General features: G+C 63.7%; 20 protein-coding genes and 2 pseudogenes. 4 read left to right on the plus strand and 18 right to left on the minus strand.

Features of this window, described 5'->3' with window-relative positions; all coding sequences use genetic code 11:
- Window positions 1-108: 108 nt before the first annotated feature.
- The 7 genes from ABCN56_RS07115 to ABCN56_RS07145 form a co-directional block, all read right to left on the minus strand.
- Window positions 109-1,539: a C69 family dipeptidase gene (locus ABCN56_RS07115; RefSeq protein WP_343080062.1), complete on the minus strand. Its 1,431-nt coding sequence runs from the start codon at window positions 1,537-1,539 to the stop codon at window positions 109-111.
- Window positions 1,536-3,176, minus strand: a complete 1,641-nt coding sequence (locus ABCN56_RS07120) for an amidohydrolase (RefSeq protein ID WP_343080063.1) — start codon at window positions 3,174-3,176, stop codon at window positions 1,536-1,538. Before ABCN56_RS07120 ends, ABCN56_RS07115 begins: the two co-directional genes overlap by 4 nt.
- On the minus strand, window positions 3,173-4,159 hold the full coding sequence (locus tag ABCN56_RS07125) for an ABC transporter ATP-binding protein (RefSeq protein ID WP_343080064.1): 987 nt from the start codon (window positions 4,157-4,159) through the stop codon (window positions 3,173-3,175). Before ABCN56_RS07125 ends, ABCN56_RS07120 begins: the two co-directional genes overlap by 4 nt.
- The gene (locus ABCN56_RS07130) at window positions 4,156-5,127 is read right to left on the minus strand and encodes an ABC transporter ATP-binding protein (RefSeq protein ID WP_343080065.1); all 972 of its coding nucleotides are present in this window, start codon (window positions 5,125-5,127) and stop codon (window positions 4,156-4,158) included. The genes ABCN56_RS07125 and ABCN56_RS07130 overlap by 4 nt, the downstream gene beginning before the upstream one ends.
- Window positions 5,127-6,011: an ABC transporter permease gene (locus ABCN56_RS07135; protein WP_343080066.1), complete on the minus strand. Its 885-nt coding sequence runs from the start codon at window positions 6,009-6,011 to the stop codon at window positions 5,127-5,129. Before ABCN56_RS07135 ends, ABCN56_RS07130 begins: the two co-directional genes overlap by 1 nt.
- Window positions 6,012-6,023: 12 nt before the next feature.
- The gene (locus ABCN56_RS07140) at window positions 6,024-6,968 is read right to left on the minus strand and encodes an ABC transporter permease (protein ID WP_343080067.1); all 945 of its coding nucleotides are present in this window, start codon (window positions 6,966-6,968) and stop codon (window positions 6,024-6,026) included.
- Between the two features lie 82 nt (window positions 6,969-7,050).
- Entirely contained in the window at window positions 7,051-8,619 is a 1,569-nt protein-coding gene (locus tag ABCN56_RS07145; RefSeq protein WP_343080068.1) for an ABC transporter substrate-binding protein, read from the minus strand.
- A 194-nt stretch (window positions 8,620-8,813) separates the two neighbouring features.
- Between ABCN56_RS07145 and ABCN56_RS07150 the strand changes: the two genes are divergently transcribed.
- A complete protein-coding gene (locus ABCN56_RS07150) occupies window positions 8,814-9,596 on the plus strand; it encodes a helix-turn-helix domain-containing protein (RefSeq protein WP_343080131.1) in 783 nt (260 codons plus the stop codon).
- A 101-nt stretch (window positions 9,597-9,697) separates the two neighbouring features.
- Here the strand turns inward: ABCN56_RS07150 and ABCN56_RS07155 are convergent, their stop codons facing one another.
- The 9 genes from ABCN56_RS07155 to ABCN56_RS07195 form a co-directional block, all read right to left on the minus strand.
- Window positions 9,698-10,339 carry an IS6 family transposase gene (locus tag ABCN56_RS07155; protein ID WP_343080069.1) on the minus strand — a complete coding sequence of 214 codons (642 nt, stop codon included), beginning with the start codon at window positions 10,337-10,339 and terminating at the stop codon, window positions 9,698-9,700.
- 96 nt (window positions 10,340-10,435) lie between these two features.
- Window positions 10,436-11,302, minus strand: a complete 867-nt coding sequence (locus ABCN56_RS07160; RefSeq protein ID WP_343080070.1) for an HpcH/HpaI aldolase/citrate lyase family protein — start codon at window positions 11,300-11,302, stop codon at window positions 10,436-10,438.
- Window positions 11,303-11,315: 13 nt separating this feature from the next.
- Window positions 11,316-12,686 carry an MmgE/PrpD family protein gene (locus tag ABCN56_RS07165; RefSeq protein WP_343080071.1) on the minus strand — a complete coding sequence of 457 codons (1,371 nt, stop codon included), beginning with the start codon at window positions 12,684-12,686 and terminating at the stop codon, window positions 11,316-11,318.
- A gap of 12 nt (window positions 12,687-12,698) precedes the next feature.
- Entirely contained in the window at window positions 12,699-13,529 is an 831-nt protein-coding gene (locus ABCN56_RS07170; RefSeq protein ID WP_343080072.1) for an HTD2 family dehydratase, read from the minus strand.
- 20 nt (window positions 13,530-13,549) lie between these two features.
- Window positions 13,550-14,677 carry a CaiB/BaiF CoA transferase family protein gene (locus ABCN56_RS07175; protein WP_343080073.1) on the minus strand — a complete coding sequence of 376 codons (1,128 nt, stop codon included), beginning with the start codon at window positions 14,675-14,677 and terminating at the stop codon, window positions 13,550-13,552.
- A 29-nt stretch (window positions 14,678-14,706) separates the two neighbouring features.
- Window positions 14,707-15,030: a 2Fe-2S iron-sulfur cluster-binding protein gene (locus ABCN56_RS07180; RefSeq protein ID WP_343080074.1), complete on the minus strand. Its 324-nt coding sequence runs from the start codon at window positions 15,028-15,030 to the stop codon at window positions 14,707-14,709.
- 72 nt (window positions 15,031-15,102) lie between these two features.
- A complete protein-coding gene (locus ABCN56_RS07185) occupies window positions 15,103-15,303 on the minus strand; it encodes a hypothetical protein (RefSeq protein ID WP_343080075.1) in 201 nt (66 codons plus the stop codon).
- 78 nt (window positions 15,304-15,381) lie between these two features.
- Complete coding sequence (locus ABCN56_RS07190; protein ID WP_343080076.1) at window positions 15,382-16,476, minus strand: aromatic ring-hydroxylating oxygenase subunit alpha; 1,095 nt, start codon at window positions 16,474-16,476, stop codon at window positions 15,382-15,384.
- Complete coding sequence (locus ABCN56_RS07195; RefSeq protein WP_343080077.1) at window positions 16,473-16,682, minus strand: hypothetical protein; 210 nt, start codon at window positions 16,680-16,682, stop codon at window positions 16,473-16,475. Before ABCN56_RS07195 ends, ABCN56_RS07190 begins: the two co-directional genes overlap by 4 nt.
- A 205-nt stretch (window positions 16,683-16,887) precedes the next feature.
- On the opposite strand from ABCN56_RS07195, the gene ABCN56_RS07200 reads away from it, so the two are divergent.
- Entirely contained in the window at window positions 16,888-18,171 is a 1,284-nt protein-coding gene (locus tag ABCN56_RS07200; protein ID WP_425466077.1) for an NAD(P)/FAD-dependent oxidoreductase, read from the plus strand.
- Window positions 18,172-18,245: 74 nt separating this feature from the next.
- Here the strand turns inward: ABCN56_RS07200 and ABCN56_RS07205 are convergent.
- Together ABCN56_RS07205 and ABCN56_RS07210 are read right to left on the minus strand one after the other, a co-directional pair.
- Window positions 18,246-18,947 (minus strand): annotated as a pseudogene (locus ABCN56_RS07205) (IS6 family transposase).
- Window positions 18,944-19,087, minus strand: a complete 144-nt coding sequence (locus ABCN56_RS07210; protein ID WP_343080078.1) for a hypothetical protein — start codon at window positions 19,085-19,087, stop codon at window positions 18,944-18,946. The pseudogene ABCN56_RS07205 and the gene ABCN56_RS07210 overlap by 4 nt, the downstream one beginning before the upstream one ends.
- Window positions 19,088-19,557: 470 nt before the next feature.
- Between ABCN56_RS07210 and ABCN56_RS07215 the strand changes: the two genes are divergently transcribed.
- Both ABCN56_RS07215 and ABCN56_RS07220 read left to right on the plus strand, forming a co-directional pair.
- Complete coding sequence (locus tag ABCN56_RS07215; protein WP_343080079.1) at window positions 19,558-19,800, plus strand: hypothetical protein; 243 nt, start codon at window positions 19,558-19,560, stop codon at window positions 19,798-19,800.
- A pseudogene (locus ABCN56_RS07220) lies at window positions 19,797-19,919 on the plus strand (electron transfer flavoprotein subunit beta/FixA family protein); the annotation flags it as partial. The gene ABCN56_RS07215 and the pseudogene ABCN56_RS07220, both read left to right, overlap by 4 nt.

Raw genomic sequence — 19,919 nt, forward strand, 5'->3', positions numbered from 1 at the left:
GTCATGAACCGACGCCACGGAGCCGCCCTGCACCCTTCAGGCAAAGCTCGTCTGACACTGCTTTGGGTCTGCCTCTCGGATGTTGCGGATCGGCAAGGGCTTTTGACATCACCAGACCTGCAGAAAGCTGACTGGCTCTGTGCCGGTGCGGTCGGATCCGTCGACCGCCAGTTCCGCTTCGAGACCTTGTGAGAGCGACATCACAAGGTCGAGGCACGCTTTGAGTTCACCAGTGCTGAAGTGGCTCAGGATTCGCAGCGCGTCTTCCCGATTTCCGCCTGCAACCGCGTGTTGGGCTATTCGCAGGTACGATGCGACAAGGCTCTCCAACGCCTTCTCGCGCGCCTGGAACACGGCTGTTACCCGCTCGAGAGCTGGGTGGCCCAAAAGCTGCATAAGGTACAAGAGCCGTTTTGATTCATAGAATGCCGACCGGTGGGCTTCGACGATCTGCGGCACGAGAGATACGCTATCGATGACGCCACTAGCGGCTTTGCGCAGATCCATGAAGCGGCGTGACTCGCCGGTCGTCAGATAGCGCCGTGGCCCGTACTCGGCGGGCACGCGATCCTGACCCAGGAATACCGGAGAAAACGGTGCGGCCAAAGCGCCAGTGGCGGAGTGCCACATTAACTGCAGGCCCGGGTCCGGCACATCAACAAGGGGTACGATCTGGCCATAGCCAGCCGTGTCCCCGGTCAACCTTTCGGTGCGCACGGCCCAGATCATGTCCTCCAGCCCGATCTTTTCGGGGCGCGCGGCGCGGGCCTGCATCTCGGCTTCGATCCAGCAGATGCCCTCCCATCGTCCCTTGCCGTCACCGTAAATCGCATTCGCGTCGAAAGGTCCGTCGGAATACCACCCCATCTCGCGCGCGAAGCTCACGAAGTTCGGCGAACAGAGGAAATCCGGGTGATCGGCCCGATCGACCGGCACTTCGAGCACATAGCCGGGGCGCGAGGCGCGGATGCTGTCGGGACCCAGCCGTTCGGCGACCCAGAGGCCTTTGCCGCCAGCGAACTGGATCATCACCCACGCTTCATTGGCATCGGCAAAGAGGTGGGAATTGCCGCCATAGGTGGCCTCGCCATGTTCGGCTATCAAAGCTGCGCAGATTTTGACCGCCTCGCGAGCGGTGCTGGCCCGCTCCATCACGATCCGGGCAAGATCACTGTAGTTCAGCCCGGCCTGATCCTTCGGCGTCATCTCGATCAGTTCCCTGCGCGAGGTCGACCAGACATCGCGCACCGCCAAGCCTTTCTCGTTCAGGCCGCCATTGGTGATGGGTGCGGGCACGCCAAGGTAGTAGGAATAGCTTACGCGCACATGGCGCAGCGTCTTCGCCACTTGCGGAATTTTCGTGCGACGGCCCGGCATGTCTGCCTCAGGCCCGACGCCGACTTCGATAAGCGTACCGTCGGGATGGTCCATTGCCGGTACGATCTCCAGCCAATGGGACGAGGGTTCGTCACCATAACCACCCAGCCATGCATGGCCGGTGCGTGAGTGGTTCTTGCCAACATAAATCGCGTAACTCACGCGCGCTCTCCGATTTCTTCTGTTTGGGCCTTGTAGACGCAAGTTCCCCGCCGCCATGTCTCAACCACACAAATTCCGTCGATCCCGTCAGGAGTGCTGAGGGGGTTGCGATCGAGCATCACCAGATCTGCCAATTTGCCGGGCTCGAGGGAGCCACGCTCGTGCTCCTGAAAAACCTGCCACGCTGCGTTGATCGTATGCGCACGGAGCGCCGAGAGCGCACAGATACGCTGGTGCGCACCGAGAGTGCGCCCGGAAAGGGTCTTCCGATTAACCGTCGTGTGGATCAGCTGAAGCGGCCGTGTCGGCGTCACCGCCGCATCGTTGTGAATGGTGAAGCGGACGCCCGCCCGTTCCGCCCAGCCCGTGGGTGAAATGTTCTGCGACCGCTCGGGGCCAAGGATTTCCTCGTAGTGCTTGTCGCCCCAGAACCAGACGTGGGCGGGAAAGAAGCTGACCGTGACACCGAGTTCGGCGCAGCGAAAAAGCTGGTCCTGCCGCATCACCTGCCCGTGGATAATCGTATGGCGATGATCGTCGCGCGGGTTCGCATTCAGCGCCGCCTCGATCGCATCGAGATAGATGTCCGAGGCCGCGTCGCCGTTGCAGTGCGTGTGAATCTGGAACCCCATGTCATGGAGCTTCTTCACTTCGGCGAAGAGCGCCTCGCGGCTTGTATAGGGCAAACCGGTATCCGGCGCCTCGCCTGGCGCACCGGTGTAATAGGGCTCGGTCAGGTAGGCTGTGCGCATGAGGAAGGACCCGTCTGTCAGAAGTTTGCGCGGACCGAGCGTGATGTGACGGTTTTCCGGCCAGGTCCTGCCAAGGCCGATTTCGGAGAACTCAGGTTCGATCTCGGCGACCGGCAGGAGAACGAGGTCGATGTCGGGATCGCCGTCCGCCGCAACATCGGCGAACAGTTCCAGAAGCGGCATTGCGGCCCATGAGTTCTGCGCGAGAGTCACGCCGTGGGCGAGATATTCCTCGCGTGCTGCGGCGAAACAGCGGCGAAAATTCGCGCGGTCGATGAGGAAATGCGTATCCCCCATCTCTCCCATCGCCGATAGCCCCTCGATCCCGCCGGTGAGACGGCTCGAGGCGTCGCGCAGATAGCGCCCGCCGGCGGGGTCCAAGGTCTCTTCGGTCACCCCGTAACGGGCGAGCGCCATGGAATTGGCGACACCGCAATGGCCCGACGTGTGGATCACCCAGATCGGGTGGTCTCGGCTCAGCGCATCGAGTTCGTCCCGGGTGGGCATCCGCCCCTCGGCGAGCGCGGTCTCGTCCAGAGCCGCGCCCATCACCCATTCTCCACGGGGTGTCTCGCTGATCTTTGCACGCAGCCGGTCGAAGACGTCGGACAAGCTCCGACATTCACCGCGCGGGGGTGAGGCGAGATCGGCACGCAGAAGTTTGACGAGGGCGCTGTCGGGGAAATGGCCATGCGGGTCGATGAATGCCGGGACAAGCGTCCGCCCGGCCAGATCGATCTCTGTCGCGCCGGGGAGCGCCGCGCGGACCTCGCAAAGCCGGCCAACCGCGGCGATGCGCTCCCCCTCGATGCCCACGGCTTCCGGTGTCGAATTGCCTTCGTCCAGAGCCAGAATGGAACCGTTCGTGAAGATCGCGGCGCTCATGTCGCGGCCTGAACCTCGCGCGTCCAGATTTCGGGGAAGTGGCAGCGATGCGCCCCGTCGACGCGGACTGTCCATGCGGGCGCTTCCACCGAACAGCGCGGCTGTACGAAGGGGCAGCGGGTATGGAACTCGCAGCCCTTGGGCCTGCGGAGGACGCTCGGCGGCTCTCCGGCGAGTTCCACCCGCATGAGCTGAGCATCGGGGTCTGGCTCGGGGTTGGCGGCAAGAAGGGCAAGCGTATAGGGGTGCTTCGGGCGGGCAAAGACCTCCTCAGTCGGGCCTTCCTCGACGAGCTTGCCGAGATACATGATCCCTACCTTGTCAGTGATGTGCCGCACCACATTGAGGTTGTGGGTGATGATCAAGATGGCGAGCCCAAGCTCGTCCTGAAGCTTCGCGAGGAGATTCAACATCTCGCCCTGAATGGAGACGTCGAGGCCCGCAGTGGGCTCATCGGCGATCAGAAGCTTCGGATCGAGCGCGAGAGCACGAGCGACGCCGACCCGCCGCGCTTGCCCGCCAGAGATCTGATAGGGATAGCGGGCGGCAAACTCCGGCGGCAATCCGACCATAGCCAGAAGCCGCTGCGCCTCGGCATCGAGATCGCGGCCCTTCATGCCCTGGATTCGGAAAGGTTCCGTGATCAGCGACTTGATCGTGAGCCGCGGAGAGAGCGAGCCGATCGGGTCCTGGAACATCATCACGATCTCGCGCCGAAGCTTGCGGAACTCCGCCTCCGGCAGGTTCACGAGTTCTTGGCCCTGGTAGAGGATCGAGCCTTCGGAGGCGTGATGCAGCCCCGCCACCGCGCGGGCGAGCGTCGTCTTGCCGGACCCGCTTTCACCGACAATGCCGTAGGTCTTGCCAGCCTCGACGGTCAGGCTGACACTTGAAACGGCGTCGATGCTTCCAGCGGAGGAAAAGATGCCACCGCGGACGCCGAAGCGGACGAAAACATCGCGGATTTCGAGAAGCGCGCTCATGCGGTTTCCCTCTCTTCAATCAGCAAGCAGGCGGCCTGATGGCCCGCGCCCGCGCTCCGCATTTCGGGCCGCGTGGTGCAAGCGGCATGGCGTCTTTCACATCGCTCGGCGAAGATGCAGCCTCGGGGCAGGTTGATGAGGTCAGGGATGTTTCCGGGGATGGTCGGCAGGACGCGCGTACTGACCTTGATATGGCCCGGATCGCATTCGAGAAGCGCGCGAGTATATGGGTGCGCCGGATTGTGGAACACATCCCGTACCGATCCGGACTCCACCACCTCGCCGGCGTACATCACCACGACCTCGTCGCAAAGTTCGGCGATCACGCCGAGATGGTGCGAGATGAAGAGGATCGAGCAGCCGACCTCTTCCTGCAACTCCTTGAGCCGCTTGATGATCTGAACCTCCAGCGTTGCATCGAGCGCCGTCGTCGGTTCGTCGGCGATCAAAAGCGAAGGTTTCGCCATCAGCGCCATGGCAATGGCGATGCGCTGGCGCATACCACCGGAGAATTCGAACGGATACTGGTTGAGCCGAGCCTCAGGGTCCGGGATGCCGACAAGCGCCAGCATCTCGGCCGCGCGCTTCAGCTTTTCGGTCTTGGTCTTCTTGTCGCGATACTGGATGTCCACCATCTGGCGTCCGACGGTCAGGACCGGGTTGTGGGTCTGCATCGGATCCTGGAAGACCATGGAGATGTCGGTGCCCCTGAGCGCCCTCATCTCAGCTTCTGAACGTCCGAGAATGTCGGCGCCTTTGAAGCGCACCTCGCCGGAACCGACGCGAGCATTCGGAGCCATCAGCCGGATCACGGAGGAGATCAGCGTTGACTTGCCGCAGCCCGACTCGCCGACGATGCCGACGATCCTGCCCTCCGGGATCATCATCGAGACGTTCCTCAGCGCTTTCAGGCTCCCCCGAGGGGTGTCGTAGCTGATGGAAAGGTCGCGGATGTCGAGAACCGTCATCACTTGCCCCCTTTTCCACGGAGTTTGGGATCGACGACGTCACGAAGCGCCTCGCCAAGGAAGGTGAAGCCAAGCGTCGTGAGGATGAGCGGGATGCCCCCGGCGACGATCAGCCAGGGCGTGTTGCGGATAAGCGCGTAGCCGTCGTTAAGAAGCGAACCCCAGGACGGTGTGGGTGGCTTCACCCCCATACCGAGGAACGAAAGCCCCGCCTCAAGCCCGACGACGGTCGGGATATCCATCGCGGCAAGTACCGCGAGGGGGCCAAGTACGTTCGGCACGATATGAACGGCCATGATCCGCGGCACGCGTGCGCCGAGCGAGCGTTCGGCGGTTATGAACTCGGCCTCTTTCAGGGATTGGGTCAGCGTACGCACGACCCGGCCGTAGGTCGGGATTGAGGTCATCATGATGACGACGATGACGGTATTGAGGCTCGGCCCCACCAAAGCGACCACGGCGAGCGCGAACATGACGGTCGGGAAGGCGCGCACGGTGTCGAAGAAGAGCACGATCAGGTTGTCGAGCCATTTCGGCCCGTAGCCGGCGATCATGCCAAGAACCAGACCGATGGCGATGGCGCCGCCGATCGTCGGCAGCGCCACCTGCAGCGCCACGCGCCCACCCCAGATCACGCGCGAGAAAGTATCGCGGCCAAGCTGGTCCGTGCCCATGAAGTGGGCGACGTTCGGCCCCTGCAGCCGGTCCGGGATGTTCATCGCGATGGGGTCATAGGGCGCGATCCAGGGCGCGAAGAGCGCGGAGGCGACTATAAGCGCCACTATGATCAGCCCGGCGAGGCCCATGGGATCGCGGACGAGGTGGTGCATGATCTCGCCCAGTTCGGAACGAGGTCTGGGCGACGAAACGGCGGTGTCGGTCAAGGTCTCGCTCCCTTACTTGCCGGCCCGGATGCGCGGGTCGAGGATGGCGTTGATGATGTCGGCAAGCGTCGTCGAGGCGACGAAGATCAGCGTGGAGAACAGGACCGAGCCCATTACGACCGGGTAATTGCGGGTGGTGATCGAGTCGATCACCAGCTTGCCGAGGCCCGGGCGAGAGAAGACGATCTCTGCAAAGACTGCTGCCGAAAGGAGGAAGCCCATTCCGACCCCGATCACGGTGACGGTGGGAAGGATGGCCAGCCTGAGCGCGTAGCCGAAGATTATCCGCCGCTCTGGAAGACCGAAGGCGCGGGCGGTACGGATATGGCCTTCGCCCATCACTTCCAGCATCGAGGCCCGGACGAGCCGCGCGATGTAGCCTACCCAGGACAGGCCGATAGCGAGGCTCGGCAGGACAAGGTGGTGAAGCTGGTCGGCCCAGTCGCCGGGCTCCCCGGCGCCGATGGCAGGGAACCACTGGAGCTTCACGGCGAACAGCAGGAGTGAGTAGAGAGAGACGACGAAGGCAGGAACCGCGATGAAGGATACGGAGAGAACCCCGGTCAGACGGTCGCCCACAGTGTTGCGATTGACCGCGGAATAGCAGCCTAGCGCGATGCCAAGAACCGCCGACCAAGCGATCGAGACGAGAATCAGCGTCAGCGTGTACGGTATCTGACCAAGTACGATCTGGGTCACCGGACGGTTCGAGAAAACGTCCATCCCAAGATCGCCCCGCAGCATGTTGGCGAAAAACAGACCGATCTGCACGGGCAGCGGTTTGTCGAGCCCCATCCGCGCTTCAAGCGCCGCGCGCATTTCCTCCGTCGCCTTGGGTCCCAGCATGGTGGAGACCGGATCGCCCGGGATCATGTGGATGATGAGGAAGAGGAGCGTCACCGCAAGAACGGTAATCACCGCCGCAAGCCCCAGACGTCGCAGTATGTATGTCAGCATGCTCCCCTCCCGAAACGCAGCCAGGGTCGTTGAGTAAAGGGGGCACGGGCGAAACCGCGCCCCCTCCGGCCACAGGGAGATCTCAGGCCACGCCGAAGTAGCGGTAAAGCGGCAGGCCGTCTGGACGCAGCGCAGGCTTTATGGTGTTGCGGTAGATCACCGGCGTCGCCTCGTGCGTGATGAACTTGTAGGCGCCCGATTCCTCCATCAGGTCCTGGGCGCGGGCATACATCTCGGCCCGCTTGGCCTGATCGCTCTCGGACTGTGCGGCAAGGTGGATCGCGTCGAACTCGTCCGAACGGAAGCGCTCCCAGTTCCAGACGCCTGCCTGTTCCTTGATGAACCATGCGGTCGCATAATACGGATCCGGCGTCATCGAGAAGCGGTTCAGAACCAGTTCGAGATCCTCGTTGGAACCGAGTTCCCAGAAAGTCGCACCCTCGTGCAGCCGGATCTCCAGCGTGATGCCGATCGCGGCGAGGTTCGCCTGAATGATTTGGGCCGCGGTGACGTTCGCGGACTTGTTCAGCACGTCGATGGCGAGCGAGACGTTGGTTTCGCCGGATTCCGCCAGGAGTGCCTGCGCCCTTTCCACGTCCGCCGCGATACCCGTGAGCGGCGCTTCCCGATGCCCGGGCAGGCCCGGTGCGATGATACCGGTCGAAGGCTGAGCCGCGTCGAAATAGGCGCCCGCCATTATCGATGGCACGTCGATGGCGTACTGGATCGCCTGCCGCAGCTTGGGGTTCTGCAGCTTAGGGTTGTCGAGGTTCATCCCGACCCATACGTAATAGAGTGAAGGATATTCCTCCAGCGTGGCACCCTTGATCGGGTTCGACTTCAGGCGCTCGACGGAATCGAGGCTGACGCGCGTGAAGTCGATCTCGCCGGCCTCGAAGGCGATCTCCGCGGCCTTCTCGTCGTCGATGTGGAATATCTGGATCTCGTCGAAGGCGACCGGATCGCCCTTCCAGTCGGGGTTGCGGGTTAGTGTCGTCTTCTGTTTCGGCTCCCAGGAACTGTGCAGATAGGGTCCGGAGGTCGCGACAGGCTGCGTATCGATCTTGCCGCCGACGGATTCGAAGGCCTTCTTCGACACGATGTTACCGGCGATATAGGGCAGCGTTATCGACCAGAGCGGCTGGAAGGCGTTCTTGAGAACGATCGTTCCGGTGCGCTCGCCGGTGACCTCGACGTGGTCGAGCGGCCCCCAGTCGGGCTTGTTCGTCGATTCCAGGGCGTCATCGATGATCCGCTCGAAAGAGAACTTGACGTCCTCGGCCGTCATCGCCCCGAAGCCGTTGGTGAAGCCAACATTGTCTTTCAGCGCGAAGTTGATGTGGGTGTCGTCCGCTTGCTCGATCATGGCGGCCGCGTCGAGCTGCCAGCCCCATTCGCGCCCGGGCTTGTACTGGATGAGTTTGTTGTAGATCAGCGCCTGAATTTCCTCGTCCACGACGCCTTGGCTGAATGCCGGGTCCATGGACCGGATGTCGGCGTAGGTGCGCGTGCGCAGCGTGCCACCGGCCGCATAGGCGGCACGCGGCATCGAAAGACCGGCAGCGGAAAGAACGCCAAGTGCGGTCGCGCCCTTCAGAAACGCGCGGCGGGGCAGCCCAACGCGGCTCCAGGCAATATTTTGTCCATTCATCGTAATCTCCCTGTCAGTGTTCTCCCGCCGTAGCGCGGCGCGATTCAGGCAAGAGAAGCTTGGATTCCGCCCGTAAACAATTTCGCGGCCGGCAGCCACCGGACGCGAGTTTATGCTGTTTGCGCGTCAAGTCGCGATATAGATTGCCGGGGTAACCCGAAGGGGACTCAACGAAAGGACCGGACTTGGACGACGTGAGCATCGCTGCGAACCTCAGGCTTCTGTGTTCGACGGAGCCATCCATTTCCGCGATCTGCCGGCGGATTGGCATCAACCGGCAACAGTTCAACAAGTACCTTAATGGATCGTCGCGCCCATCGGCCGCCAACCTGCGGCGGATCGCGCTCCACTTCGGGGTCCGGCCTGCTGAACTCATGCTGCCGCAGGAGGAATTCGAAAACCATCCCAACGTCACGTCTCTGCTTTACGGCGCGGCGCAGGGCAACGTCGGTCCCGATGGGTTCGACAGCGCCTTCCTGGGACAGACGATCCCGCTTCGCCGATATCTTGGCTACTACCTGAGCTATTTCCTCTCGCATAGCTGGGAGAACTCGGTCATCTGTGCCATGGTCCGCCTCGACGAGTACGAGGGCATGGTGCGGTGCCGATCGCTCGAGCGTTCGGTCGATCCGGAAGACGGTTCACTGTTCCTGTCCAAATATAGTGGACGCGTCGCTTTTCTTGGCGGCCGCATTTTTGTCATGGAATTCCAGACGCTGGCGCGCGACGCACTGGTGGAGACTGTACTCAACCCGATCGGACGCGGCCAGCTCAGCTACCTGCGTGGCGTAACGTTCGGGATTACCAGCCGGCAGCGTACGCCCTTCACTTCGCCGATTGCATGGCACTACCTTGGCAGAGACATCGACCTGCGGGCCGCCATGCGCAAAGTCGGGCGTTTCGATCGCCACTCGCGGCAGCTCGATCTCCGGGCATTGAAAATACTCTCCGGGGATAGCGCGGCTCCAAAGCCGTGAGCTGAGTCACTGGATTGACGCTTGCCCTGCACCACGAGCTCCTCAGATTGCGGTGTCAGGCCAATTCGAACCAGCCTCAGCCAAGACAGCAATACTGCCTCTCATCCCGCGCACAGACCACGCCACTCGGCAAGGGCAGCGATCCGGTTCAGCTTGAGGAGGTTTCGACTGGGGAGGCTACGTTCCTGATCGAAGTGGTTGGAGACTGAAGCGTGGACAGCGTCGAATTTCTGGAGACTTCGCATGCGTCGGAACCGGAGCGTAGCCCTCTCCCGTCGTCGGAACGGCAGGTGTGAGTTTTCCACCCGATTGTTGGCCCATTTACCCGTTTCTTGTCGGGCTTCAGCTCTGAGTTGCCACAGGTCGGCACTATAGGAGCGGAGCTTTTCAATGACGATGGCCTCAGGCTGACCATGCTTGCGCATTGCTTTCCTGAGGAATTTCAAGGCGGCCTTCTTGTCCCGGGTCCGCGTCACGAAGCTCTCCAGGGCCTCGCCCTCGTGATCAAAAGCCCGCCAGAGGCAGTGCATCTCGACGTTGATCTTCACGAACATCACGTCGACATGCCATCGCCAGCGACTCGACCGCGTTCCCTCGATCCCCCGCTTTCGGATCTCTGTAACGAACATCGGACCGAAGCGATGCCACCAGACCCGGACCGCCTCGTGGCAAACTTCGATCCCACTCTCGTGCGGCAAATCCTCGACATTTCGCAGCGAAAGCGGGAAGCGGGCGTAGAGCATCACCTCTGGCGGAACGTGCTCCACTGGGTCATCCCGGGAAGCTAGACAACCGTCCTCCTCGCCATAATGTCCGTCCCTCTGACAAGGCCTTTCAGCTCATGAAGTCGAGTTTGCGATAGCCGCCGCACGCGCAAGGATCTTCTCAGCACGGCGCACGACAGGCAGGTCGACCATGCGGCCGTCAACGGAGACCGCGCCGATGCCTTCGCGCTCGGCCTGGGTGAAGGCCGAGACGACGCGCCTCGCGTGGGCGACACGATCCTCGCTCGGAGTGAACGCCCGGTTGAGAGCGGCGACCTGGCTCGGGTGTATCGCGAAGCCACCCTCGAACCCGAGGCGGGCAGAGGCATCAACGATCCGGACGAAGGCGTCCTCGTCACGGAACTGCGCGATGCTGCCGACGTAGCCCAGCGGCACGATCCCGGCGCGGCGAGCAGCGATTGCGATCTGCTGGCTCGGATAGAGCAGCGCCGTCCAGTCGGGCTCCATCCCCATTTCGCCCGCGAAGTCCTCGGTGCCGAGGTTGAGCGCCTTGAGCAGAGGATGCGCCATCGCGATCTCCGCGGCGTTGAGCAGACCGGCGGGCGTCTCGATCAGTCCGATGAGGACGGGCGGAGGACCGGGAACGCGTTCGGCCAACGCAGAAGCGATTCGTCGGACCGTCTCCGGAGTCTCGATCTTGGGCAGGATGAGGATGTCCGCGCCCGCGGCGAGCGCCGCGCGCAGGTCTTCGGCCTGCGCCGCGGCCTCTGCATTGAGACGAACGGCCACTTGCTTGCGCGCGCGGTGCAGGAGCGCCGCGCTGTCGGCGAGAAGCGCGCGCGCGGCGAATTTCTCCTGGTGAGGAACCGAATCCTCGAGGTCCAGGACGACGACGTCAGCATCACCCTCCGCGGCCTTTCTGGCGTACTTCTGGACGTGCGCCGGGGTGTAGAGGAGCGACCGCCAAAGGGGATGCTGCATCGATTGATCCTCCTCAGGCGCCGAGGCGCTGGTCGAGGATGCCCGTCGCGCTGAGCGGCGTCGCACCGTCGGCTTCGAGGAACGCCGTAGCCAGATCGCACGAGCCGCCGCTATCGACAACCTTCTGCAGGAGTTGGGCACGCGTCATCGGCGTGGCAGGGCCGCCCGGCACGTGGACCGTCTCCTGTTCAAGTACGCGGCCATCGGCGAGGGTCACGGTAATCGTCTCCGGCGTCGACGGACCTATGTCGCCCGGGTCGCCCGGCGGCAGCTCGTAGGCCTCGATCGCAACATCGGCGGTCATGCGCTGCCGCAGCGGGTCGGAGAAGCGGTGCTCAAGGAAGTCCTCGGGCGTCACATGGCCCGTCAGGAGGCCGGTCACGATGCAGTAGGCCACCGAGAAGCGCGCCTCGGCGTCGTTGGTGGGCACGCCGAACCCGGCGACGCGCTGGAACGGCGCCGGCATCCTGATGCGGATCGAAGCGATCTGGTCACCGGGCGCCAGCCTCTCGTGCAGGCGTTCGGCGCCGTGGATGGGCCGGTGGGTGTAGGCGCAGCTCGGCCAGAGCTTGCGCAGAACCGGGAAGCGGTGCACGGCGCGGCCGGGCGTCCACTGCTCCATCATCCGCGAGAAGCCGAGCGACTCGGGCGTCCCGTAAACCTGTCTGACGCCACGATACCCGTCCCAGAGCTCGCGGTTGGCGGTCGCCCCCTCTCGCGCCAGGAGCGCCGCACGCAACCCCGCCTCCGCCGCCATCCCGGCATGCATCGCCTTAACGTCGGTACCGAACTGCGCCTTGAGACCCGCCGACGCGCTGACCGCTATCGACATGGCGTTGGCCATCTCCTCGGGGCCGAGGCCCAAGGCACGTGCCGCCGCGGCCGCGGTCCCGACCGGCCCCAGCGTCGAAGTGGAGTGCCAGCCAGCCTCGTAGTGGCCGTATCCCAGCGCCATGCCCATCCAGACCACCGTCTCGTAGCCCACGGCCCAGGCTTCGCTGATCTGATCGATCGTCATCGGCAGCAGCCGTGCGAGCGCGAAGAGCGCAGAGAAGATCGGCGTGCTCGCATGGCTGGAGCCAGAGAGCTCATAGTCGTCGAAGTCGATGGCATGCGCGCGGGTGCCGTTGACGAAGGCGGCGCCGAGCGGCGACAGCGAAGCGCCGCCGCCGATCGGCACGACGCCGCCCTGCGGCACGCCAAAGGACATCGCGGCAAGGCCCGCGCGGGCCTGCTTCTCGCTGGTCCCGAGGACAGTGCAGGTCAGCGTGTCGATCAGGCTGACGCGCGCTTCCCTGGAAGTCAGCGCGTCGAGGTCGAGATGCGGCTCGGTGGCCCAGTCGGCGAGCGCCCGGGAGAAATTGGGGTCGATCTTCTTGAGCATGTCTCTTTTCTTTCAGAACTCCGCCGAGGCCGTCATGGCCAAGGCGCCGTCGTGCCGCCGCGCCCATAGGGCGAGGCCCGTCTCCTCCGTACGGCCCTCGATCCGGAACGGCGCCATACCCGAGAGCGGAGCGAGCCCGCGGAACGAGAACCGACGCGGCGCGCGCTGCCTCGTCCGCACCGCAAGGTCCACGAGTAGGGTGGCCGTGAGCGGTCCGTGGAACACGAGCCCCTCGTAGCCTTCGACCTCGCGGGCGTAGTCCACGTCGTAGTGGATGCGGTGCCCATTGAAGGTCAGGGCGGAGTAGCGGAAGAGCATGACCTGAGTGGGCGCGACCTCCTCGCTCACCTCCGCGTCGGCGGGGGCCGGCGTAGGGGTGGGCATTGGCGCGTTGGGAGCCGGATCCTCGCGATAGACGATGTCGTGCTCCTCGGTCATAGCGAGCGTCTCGCTGGCGCGGATCTCATGCCGCACCGTGACGAAGCAGAGCTTGCCGCTCCGCCCCTCCTTCTCGACGACGTTCTCGATTGTCGAGCGCTTTGAAACCGCGGTCCCGAGCGGCATTGGCGCGTGAAACTCGAAGCGCCCGCCCGCCCACATGCGGCGCGGCAGCGCGACCGGGGGCAGGAAGCCGCCTTTCTTCGGATGGCCATCACGGCCAAGCTCGCGCGCGGGCTTGGCCTCGAGAAAGTAGAACCAGTGCCACAGCGGCGGCAGGGCATCGCCGTCGGCAAGCGTCGGTACGCGATCCAGGGTCGCCTGCATGAAGCGGGCGGGCTCGGGCCGCAGGACGTCCTGACTGAGCTCGGTACGACCGATCCAGTCGGTCATGGGGGCGGACATCGGGAACTCCTTTCGAGATATCAGGCAAATTCGGCGCGGAGGGCCGGCCCGTGCGCGCCAAGGGCCGGGGCGGCCTTGAGAGCGGATGCGTCCGGCGCCTCGATCCAGCGGATGGGCGGGGCGGGTATATCGATTGCGGCACCGGTTTCGGTGACGACGGTGCAGCGGCGGAGGGCCGGATGACGGCCGAGATCCTCCACCGAGTTCACCCCGCCGAAGGCGACGCCCGCCTCGGCGAGGCGCGCGCGGAACTCCTCTTGGGTCATCGTGCGGGTGACGGCGCCGATCATCTCCTCGAGCGCGTCGCGGTTGGCCACGCGGTCGTTGTTCGAGGCGAAACGCGGATCCTGCCACGCCGAGTCCGAGCCGAGGACCTGCGCGCAGAACCGCTGCCATTCGCGCTCGTTCTGGATCGCAATCAGCGTGAGCGCGCCGTCGGCGGTCTCGAAAGCGCCGTAGGGGGCCATGCTAGGATGACGCAGACCGACACGCCGCGGCGCACCGCGGCCGTACTCATGGTGGATCAGCGGCACGCTCATCCAGTCTGCCGCGACATCAAAGAGCGAGATCGCCAGCGCCGAGCCCCGGCCCGTCCGCTCGCGCAGCATCAGCGCTTCAAGAACGGCGGCGTGCGCCGTCATCCCCGCGCCGATGTCGCAGATCGAAACGCCGATGCGCCCCATCTCGTTTACGCCGCCGCTGATGCTTGTAAGGCCGGACTCTGCCTGGATTAGGAAGTCGTACGCCTTGAGATGTCGCGCCGCCTCGCTCTCGCCGTAGCCGGTGATGTCTAGGGTGATCATACGAGGGTACTTTTCGCGGAGTTCAGCCGAACCGAAGCCCGCCCGGGCCATCGCCCCCGGCGCGAGGTTCTGGATGAACACGTCCGCCCGGGACAGGATACGATGGAGGAGCGCCGCGTCCTCGGTGTCGCGGAAATTCAGGGTCAGCGATTCCTTCCCCTGGTTCGTCCAGGCAAAGTACGAGCTGGTGCCCTGCGCCGCGGCGTCATACCCCCGCGCGAAGTCGCCCTCGGCGCGCTCGATCTTGATGATGCGCGCTCCGGCCTGCGCCAGCCGCGCAGTGCAGAAAGGTGCCGCCAGGGCCTGCTCGACCGAGACCACCAGCAATCCGTCCAGGGATTTCACGTCAGTTCTCCAGTTCTTCGTATTGCAGTTCAGATTTGCCGTTCCGGCATCCGCACGATCAGACCGTCGAAGGCTTCGGTGACCTTCAACTGGCAGCTCAGCCGCGAGGTCGCGGTATCGGGCTCATGTGCGAAGTCGAGCATGTCGTCCTCGAGTTCCTTGCGGGGCGGCAGCCGGTCCACCCAAGCCGTGTCCACGTAGACGTGGCAGGTGGAGCAGGCGCAGGCGCCACCGCAATCAGCCTCGATGCCGGGGATCGCGTTGTCTCGCGCGCCCTCCATCACGGTCTTGCCGGGGGAGAGCTCGACCTCGTGCGGTCGGCCGCCATGTTCGATGTAGATGATCTTGACCATGTCGATGAACTTTCGCTTTCAGTTTCTCGGACGACGGGCCCGAGACGCGGCCAGCCGCCTCTTCTCACGCCGCTAGGCGACCGGAATCAGGAGCGGTGCGCTTGCCGCCTGTAAGGGGTTGGCGATCAGCTCTGCGACGTCCGCACTGTCGGCAGGTGCCTGCTTGGCGATCCGTTCGCCAATCCCCAAATCGACGACGGCGAGGAGTCCGGCGCCACCGTTGCACCAATCGCCGTCGATGGAGTTGTGCCAATAGGGTCTAAGGTCTGTCATAACGCGCTCCACAGGCCCCGGGAGCGTTCTGCCGCCCGGGACCCAGGTCAGGTCGAAGTTGGAAGGTTTGCGGTGAGCTTAAGCCTCGACAGCCTCGCGCATCCACTCCTGCAATATCTTGATCGAATGCTCCGAATTCACGCCGCAGGCGGGGTCCAGAACCAGCGGACCCGGTTTGTAGCCGCGCGACTTGAGACCGCGATGCACGGACTCGACAAGGGTAATGTCCTCCGCGACCGTCGTCTGGCGGTCCTGCACGGCGAGTTTGCGAATGATGTCGTTTTCGACCCCGCCCGGCGTGTACCAGCCGCGCCACACGGTGCAGTGGTCGACGTCATGCGCGCGCCAGTGGTAAGTGTTCAGGATGTTCCCCGGATAGCACTGGAACGAGAACATCGGCCACAGGAACCAGGAACGGTAGTCGCCCGCGCGCGGATTCGATGACAAGTCGATCGGGTAGCTCATCTTCTCGAGGCTCTGGCACTCGGTCGTGTGACGCAGCACGTAGCCGCCGTTGGCGTCGTGCTGGATATCGTAGGTCTCGGGTTTGATGACGCCTTGGGCGAAGGTGGCGTGGTTCATCGGGCAGTGGTAGCACTCGGAGTAGTTCTCGACCGAAACTTTCCAGTTGCAGTGCTCCTTGATCTCGACCCACTCGAGCGGCGCGAGTTCGTCGACATGCGGCACGAACTCGGCCAGTTCCTCGCGGACGCCTGGATACCACTCGTCCATGGGCGCCGCGTCGTCGTCGAGGTTGACGAAGAGAAAACCGTGGAAGTCTTCGGTACGCACCTCGGTAAGGCAGATGTCGTTCCGGTCGAGGCCCTCCACGCTATTGATGTTCGGACCGGCGCGCAGTTTGCCGGTCAGCTCGTACGTCCAGGCATGGTACGGACATACCACGACCCGCGCGCTGCCAGTGCCGCTGACCAGTTCGTGAGCGCGGTGCTGACAGACGTTGTAGAACGTCCGCACCACTTCATCACGGCCGCGAATGCAGAAGAGGTTCTGCCCGGCGATCTCGAAGGTGAAGTAGTCCCCGACGTTCGACACCTGAGAAATGTGCCCGGCGAACTGCCATGTCCGGGACAGCAGACCCCGCATCTCGCGGTCGAACCCCGCTGGGTCGGTGTAATAGCTTGGATTGAGCGAGCGCGTGAGCTGGACGTTCATGGCAGGTCTTCCCGATAGATCCCGAAGGTGCGGCGGCGTTGGTGCGATTTCCCGATCCTTTCGACGATCTGGTCGCGGGCCGGGGCGATGACGTCCTGGGTGTTGCCCAGAACCCGGCGCGCAGCCCTCCGCGCTGGCTGAGTGAGGCTGTCCCACCCATCAGCGAGGCGGTCGGGATTCGCATATGGTACATTTGTTGCGTTCATTGTTGACGCTGGTACATATGTCCCTTTATGAAGTCCACATGTTTTTTTCGTCCCGGCAATTCCTCCGGTGAGGAGACGCGATGACCCCTGGAGCAGCGACCAGCACGCCCGCCGTGCGCAAGAGGCGCACCAGCCAGGCAAGCGCCGCGCGCCCGCAAGCACCAACTCCATAGCCTTCCCCACCCGACCAGCCAGAGAGGGTCACGTGATCGATACCAGAGTTCTCATCGTAGGCGCCGGTCAGGCCGGATGCTCCGTCGCCGCCAGGCTCCGCGCTCTCGGGCATATGGGCCCGATCACGCTGATTGGAGAAGAGCCGCATCCCCCCTACCAGCGCCCGCCGCTCTCCAAGGCGTACCTTCTCGGCGAGATGCCCCGCGAGCGGCTGTTCCTGCGGCCGCAGACCTTCTACGCGGACCAGAACATCGACCTGAAGCTCGGCGCCAGCGTAGACTGGATCGACCGTGACGAGAACACTGTGACCGTCGAGGACGACACGCTGCCGTATGACCACCTCGTGCTGGCGACCGGGGCGACGCCGCGCCGCCTCCCGGCCGCGATTGGCGGCGATCTTCCCGGCACCCATGTCCTACGGGGGATCGCAGACATCGATCGGATCGCGCCGGAATTCGAACCCGGGCGCCGGCTTGTTGTGGTGGGCGGGGGCTACATCGGCCTCGAGATTGCCGCCGTTGCGGCCAAGCGCGAACTGAACGTCACGATCATCGAGGCCGCCCCGCGCATCCTCGGACGCGTCGCCGCGCTGGAAACCGCGGCGTTCTTCCGCGACCTGCACCGCGACCACGGTGTTCGAATCCTGGAGGACACGCAGCTCGACCGCGTCACGGGCACTGACCGGGCGGACGGCGTTCTGCTGAGCGATGGCCGACATATTGCCGCCGATTTCGTTGTCTTCGGGGTCGGCGTGGCGCCGAACACGCGCCTCGCAGAGTGCGCCGGCCTGGCCGTCGAGAACGGCATCTGGACGGACGCCTACGGCCGCACATCCGACCCGGCGATTTGGGCAGCGGGCGACTGCGCGTCGCTGCCCTTCCTCGGCAAGCGTGTCCGGCTTGAAAGCGTCGGCAACGCCATCGACCAGGGCGAGGCTGTGGCCGCGAACATCCTCGGCGCCGCCGAAGAATACCGGCCGAAGCCCTGGTTCTGGTCCGACCAGTACGACACAAAGCTCCAGATTGCCGGCCTGAATGCAGGCTCCGACACGGTCGTCGTCAGGAACGCCGGCGCTGGCTCCGCCTCGATCTGGTACTATCGCGATGCACAACTGGTTGCCGTCGACGCAATCAACGACCCACGCGCATACATGATTGGCCGGCGGATGATCGAAGCGGGTACCTCACCCGCGCCCGCCGAGATCGCGGCCAACGACCTGAAATCTCTTCTGATCCAGTCGGCGCGACACGAAACGACCGTTGCTGTCGGGGTGGCGGGACAGAGTGCTCAGGCGACTGCGAACAACGGTGGGTGATGAGGATCAAGCGGCTAGGAAGGTGCTGTCACTCGAATTCGTACTAGTCGCGGTCAGTGAAGCTGTGCTGCCCCTTAACCAGAGCACAAACCGCGCCACTCAGCGAGAGCGGCGGTGCGATTCAGCCTGAACAGGCGACGACCGGAGAGGCCGCGTTCCTGGGTCAAATGGTATGCGACGGAGGCCTGGACGGATGCGAACTTTCGAAGACTTCGCATGCGCCGGGACCGAGCCATTTCCCCTTCCCGTTGTCGGAACGGTAGACGCGAGTTCTCCGCTCTGCCGTTCACTCAGCGACCCGTCTTATTGCGAGCATCAGCGCCGAACTCCTTTAGCGCCGTGCAGTAGGAGCGAAGCTTCTCAATGACCATATTTTCGGGTCGACCATACTTGCGCATTGCTTTCCTCAGGAAATTCAAACGCGGCTGTCTTGTCATTTGTATTGGTGACAAGCCTTTCAAGCACTTGGCCCTCGTGATTGACCGCCCGCCACAGCTAGTTAATTTCGCCGTTGATCTTCACTAACATCTCGTCGAGATGCCATCTCCACCGGCTGGACCGCATGCCTTCGATACAGCGCGTGCGCATTTCCGGATCGAACGTCGGGCCAAACCGATGGCGCCAGCGCGGGATCGTCTCGTGGCGGGCATCGACGCCACTCTCGTACATCAGATCCTCACATTGCGAAGCAAAAGCGGAAACCGGACGCATGACATCACAGCCAGGCGCATGATCTCGGGGCAGCTCCCCGAGTAGCGGAATGGACTGAGTATCATCTTCCCCAGGCGCCACCAAGCGCCCCGCCCTGCCCCGCCTCAAGCCGAGTTCTTCTGAGAAGACCCTCGAAGGCGACCTGCCGCAGGCTACGGATAATCGCGATGATCATGGCGTGTGCGATCGAGGCGATCTCACCCACGGTGCAAAACGCCCATGTCCTGCAATTCTTCGGAACTTGGCGACGGCCTTCCGCGCCTCGGGCGTGAGTACGTCCCGTTCGTCGACGAGACGCGTGAGCGCGTTTAATGATACATCTGTGGCATTTATGATTGACGTTGGTATGTTTGTACGCTTAGCGTCCCCCGAGAAAATGCGACTCTCGTTCGGGAAATTTCCAATGCCGGAAACCGCTCTGCCCTCTTCGGGGCGCGTCGTGAACACAAGCAGCGGGATCAAAGGTCCCGACCTCGCCTGTTACCTCGCGCGTGGGGGGTGGGCGAATGCCGTCATGTCGGAAAGGGCCGCACTGGCCAAGGGCTCTGCCAGCGACGGGGCGGGGCGTATGAGACGCTCAAAACCTGCGACGAACGGCTGATGGCAATGCTTCGCAGCAATCCCGACGCAGCTTGCTTGCCCCATCGTACAGGCGGCCTGCCGACGGTTTCCGAAATGCTCTTCATCGGCAAGAGCGTTCGCGCCTATCGCGACACTCTGGCGTCGGACGTCGAGGCGAATGCCCGGTCCAACGCGACCCTCCGCGAGAACGACGTCTTCAAGCAGCCAGGCAAGTTTCACCCCAGCCTCTTGGTGACCCAGGCGGATTTCGAGTGGGCGGAGCCCGTGATCGAAGGCGTCGCGTGCGCTTTGAACACGAATTCAGGACACCGACATCTCAGAAGGAAGAAGCCATGAAGGTCCTCGTGCCCGTCAAGCGGGTGATCGACTATAACGTGAAGGTTCGCGTGAAGGCGGACGGGACGGGTGTCGATCTCGCCAACGTCAAGATGTCGATGAACCCGTTCGACGAGATC

Source organism: Ostreiculturibacter nitratireducens, assembly GCF_032670585.1.
Classification (GTDB): domain Bacteria; phylum Pseudomonadota; class Alphaproteobacteria; order Rhodobacterales; family Rhodobacteraceae; genus Ostreiculturibacter; species Ostreiculturibacter nitratireducens.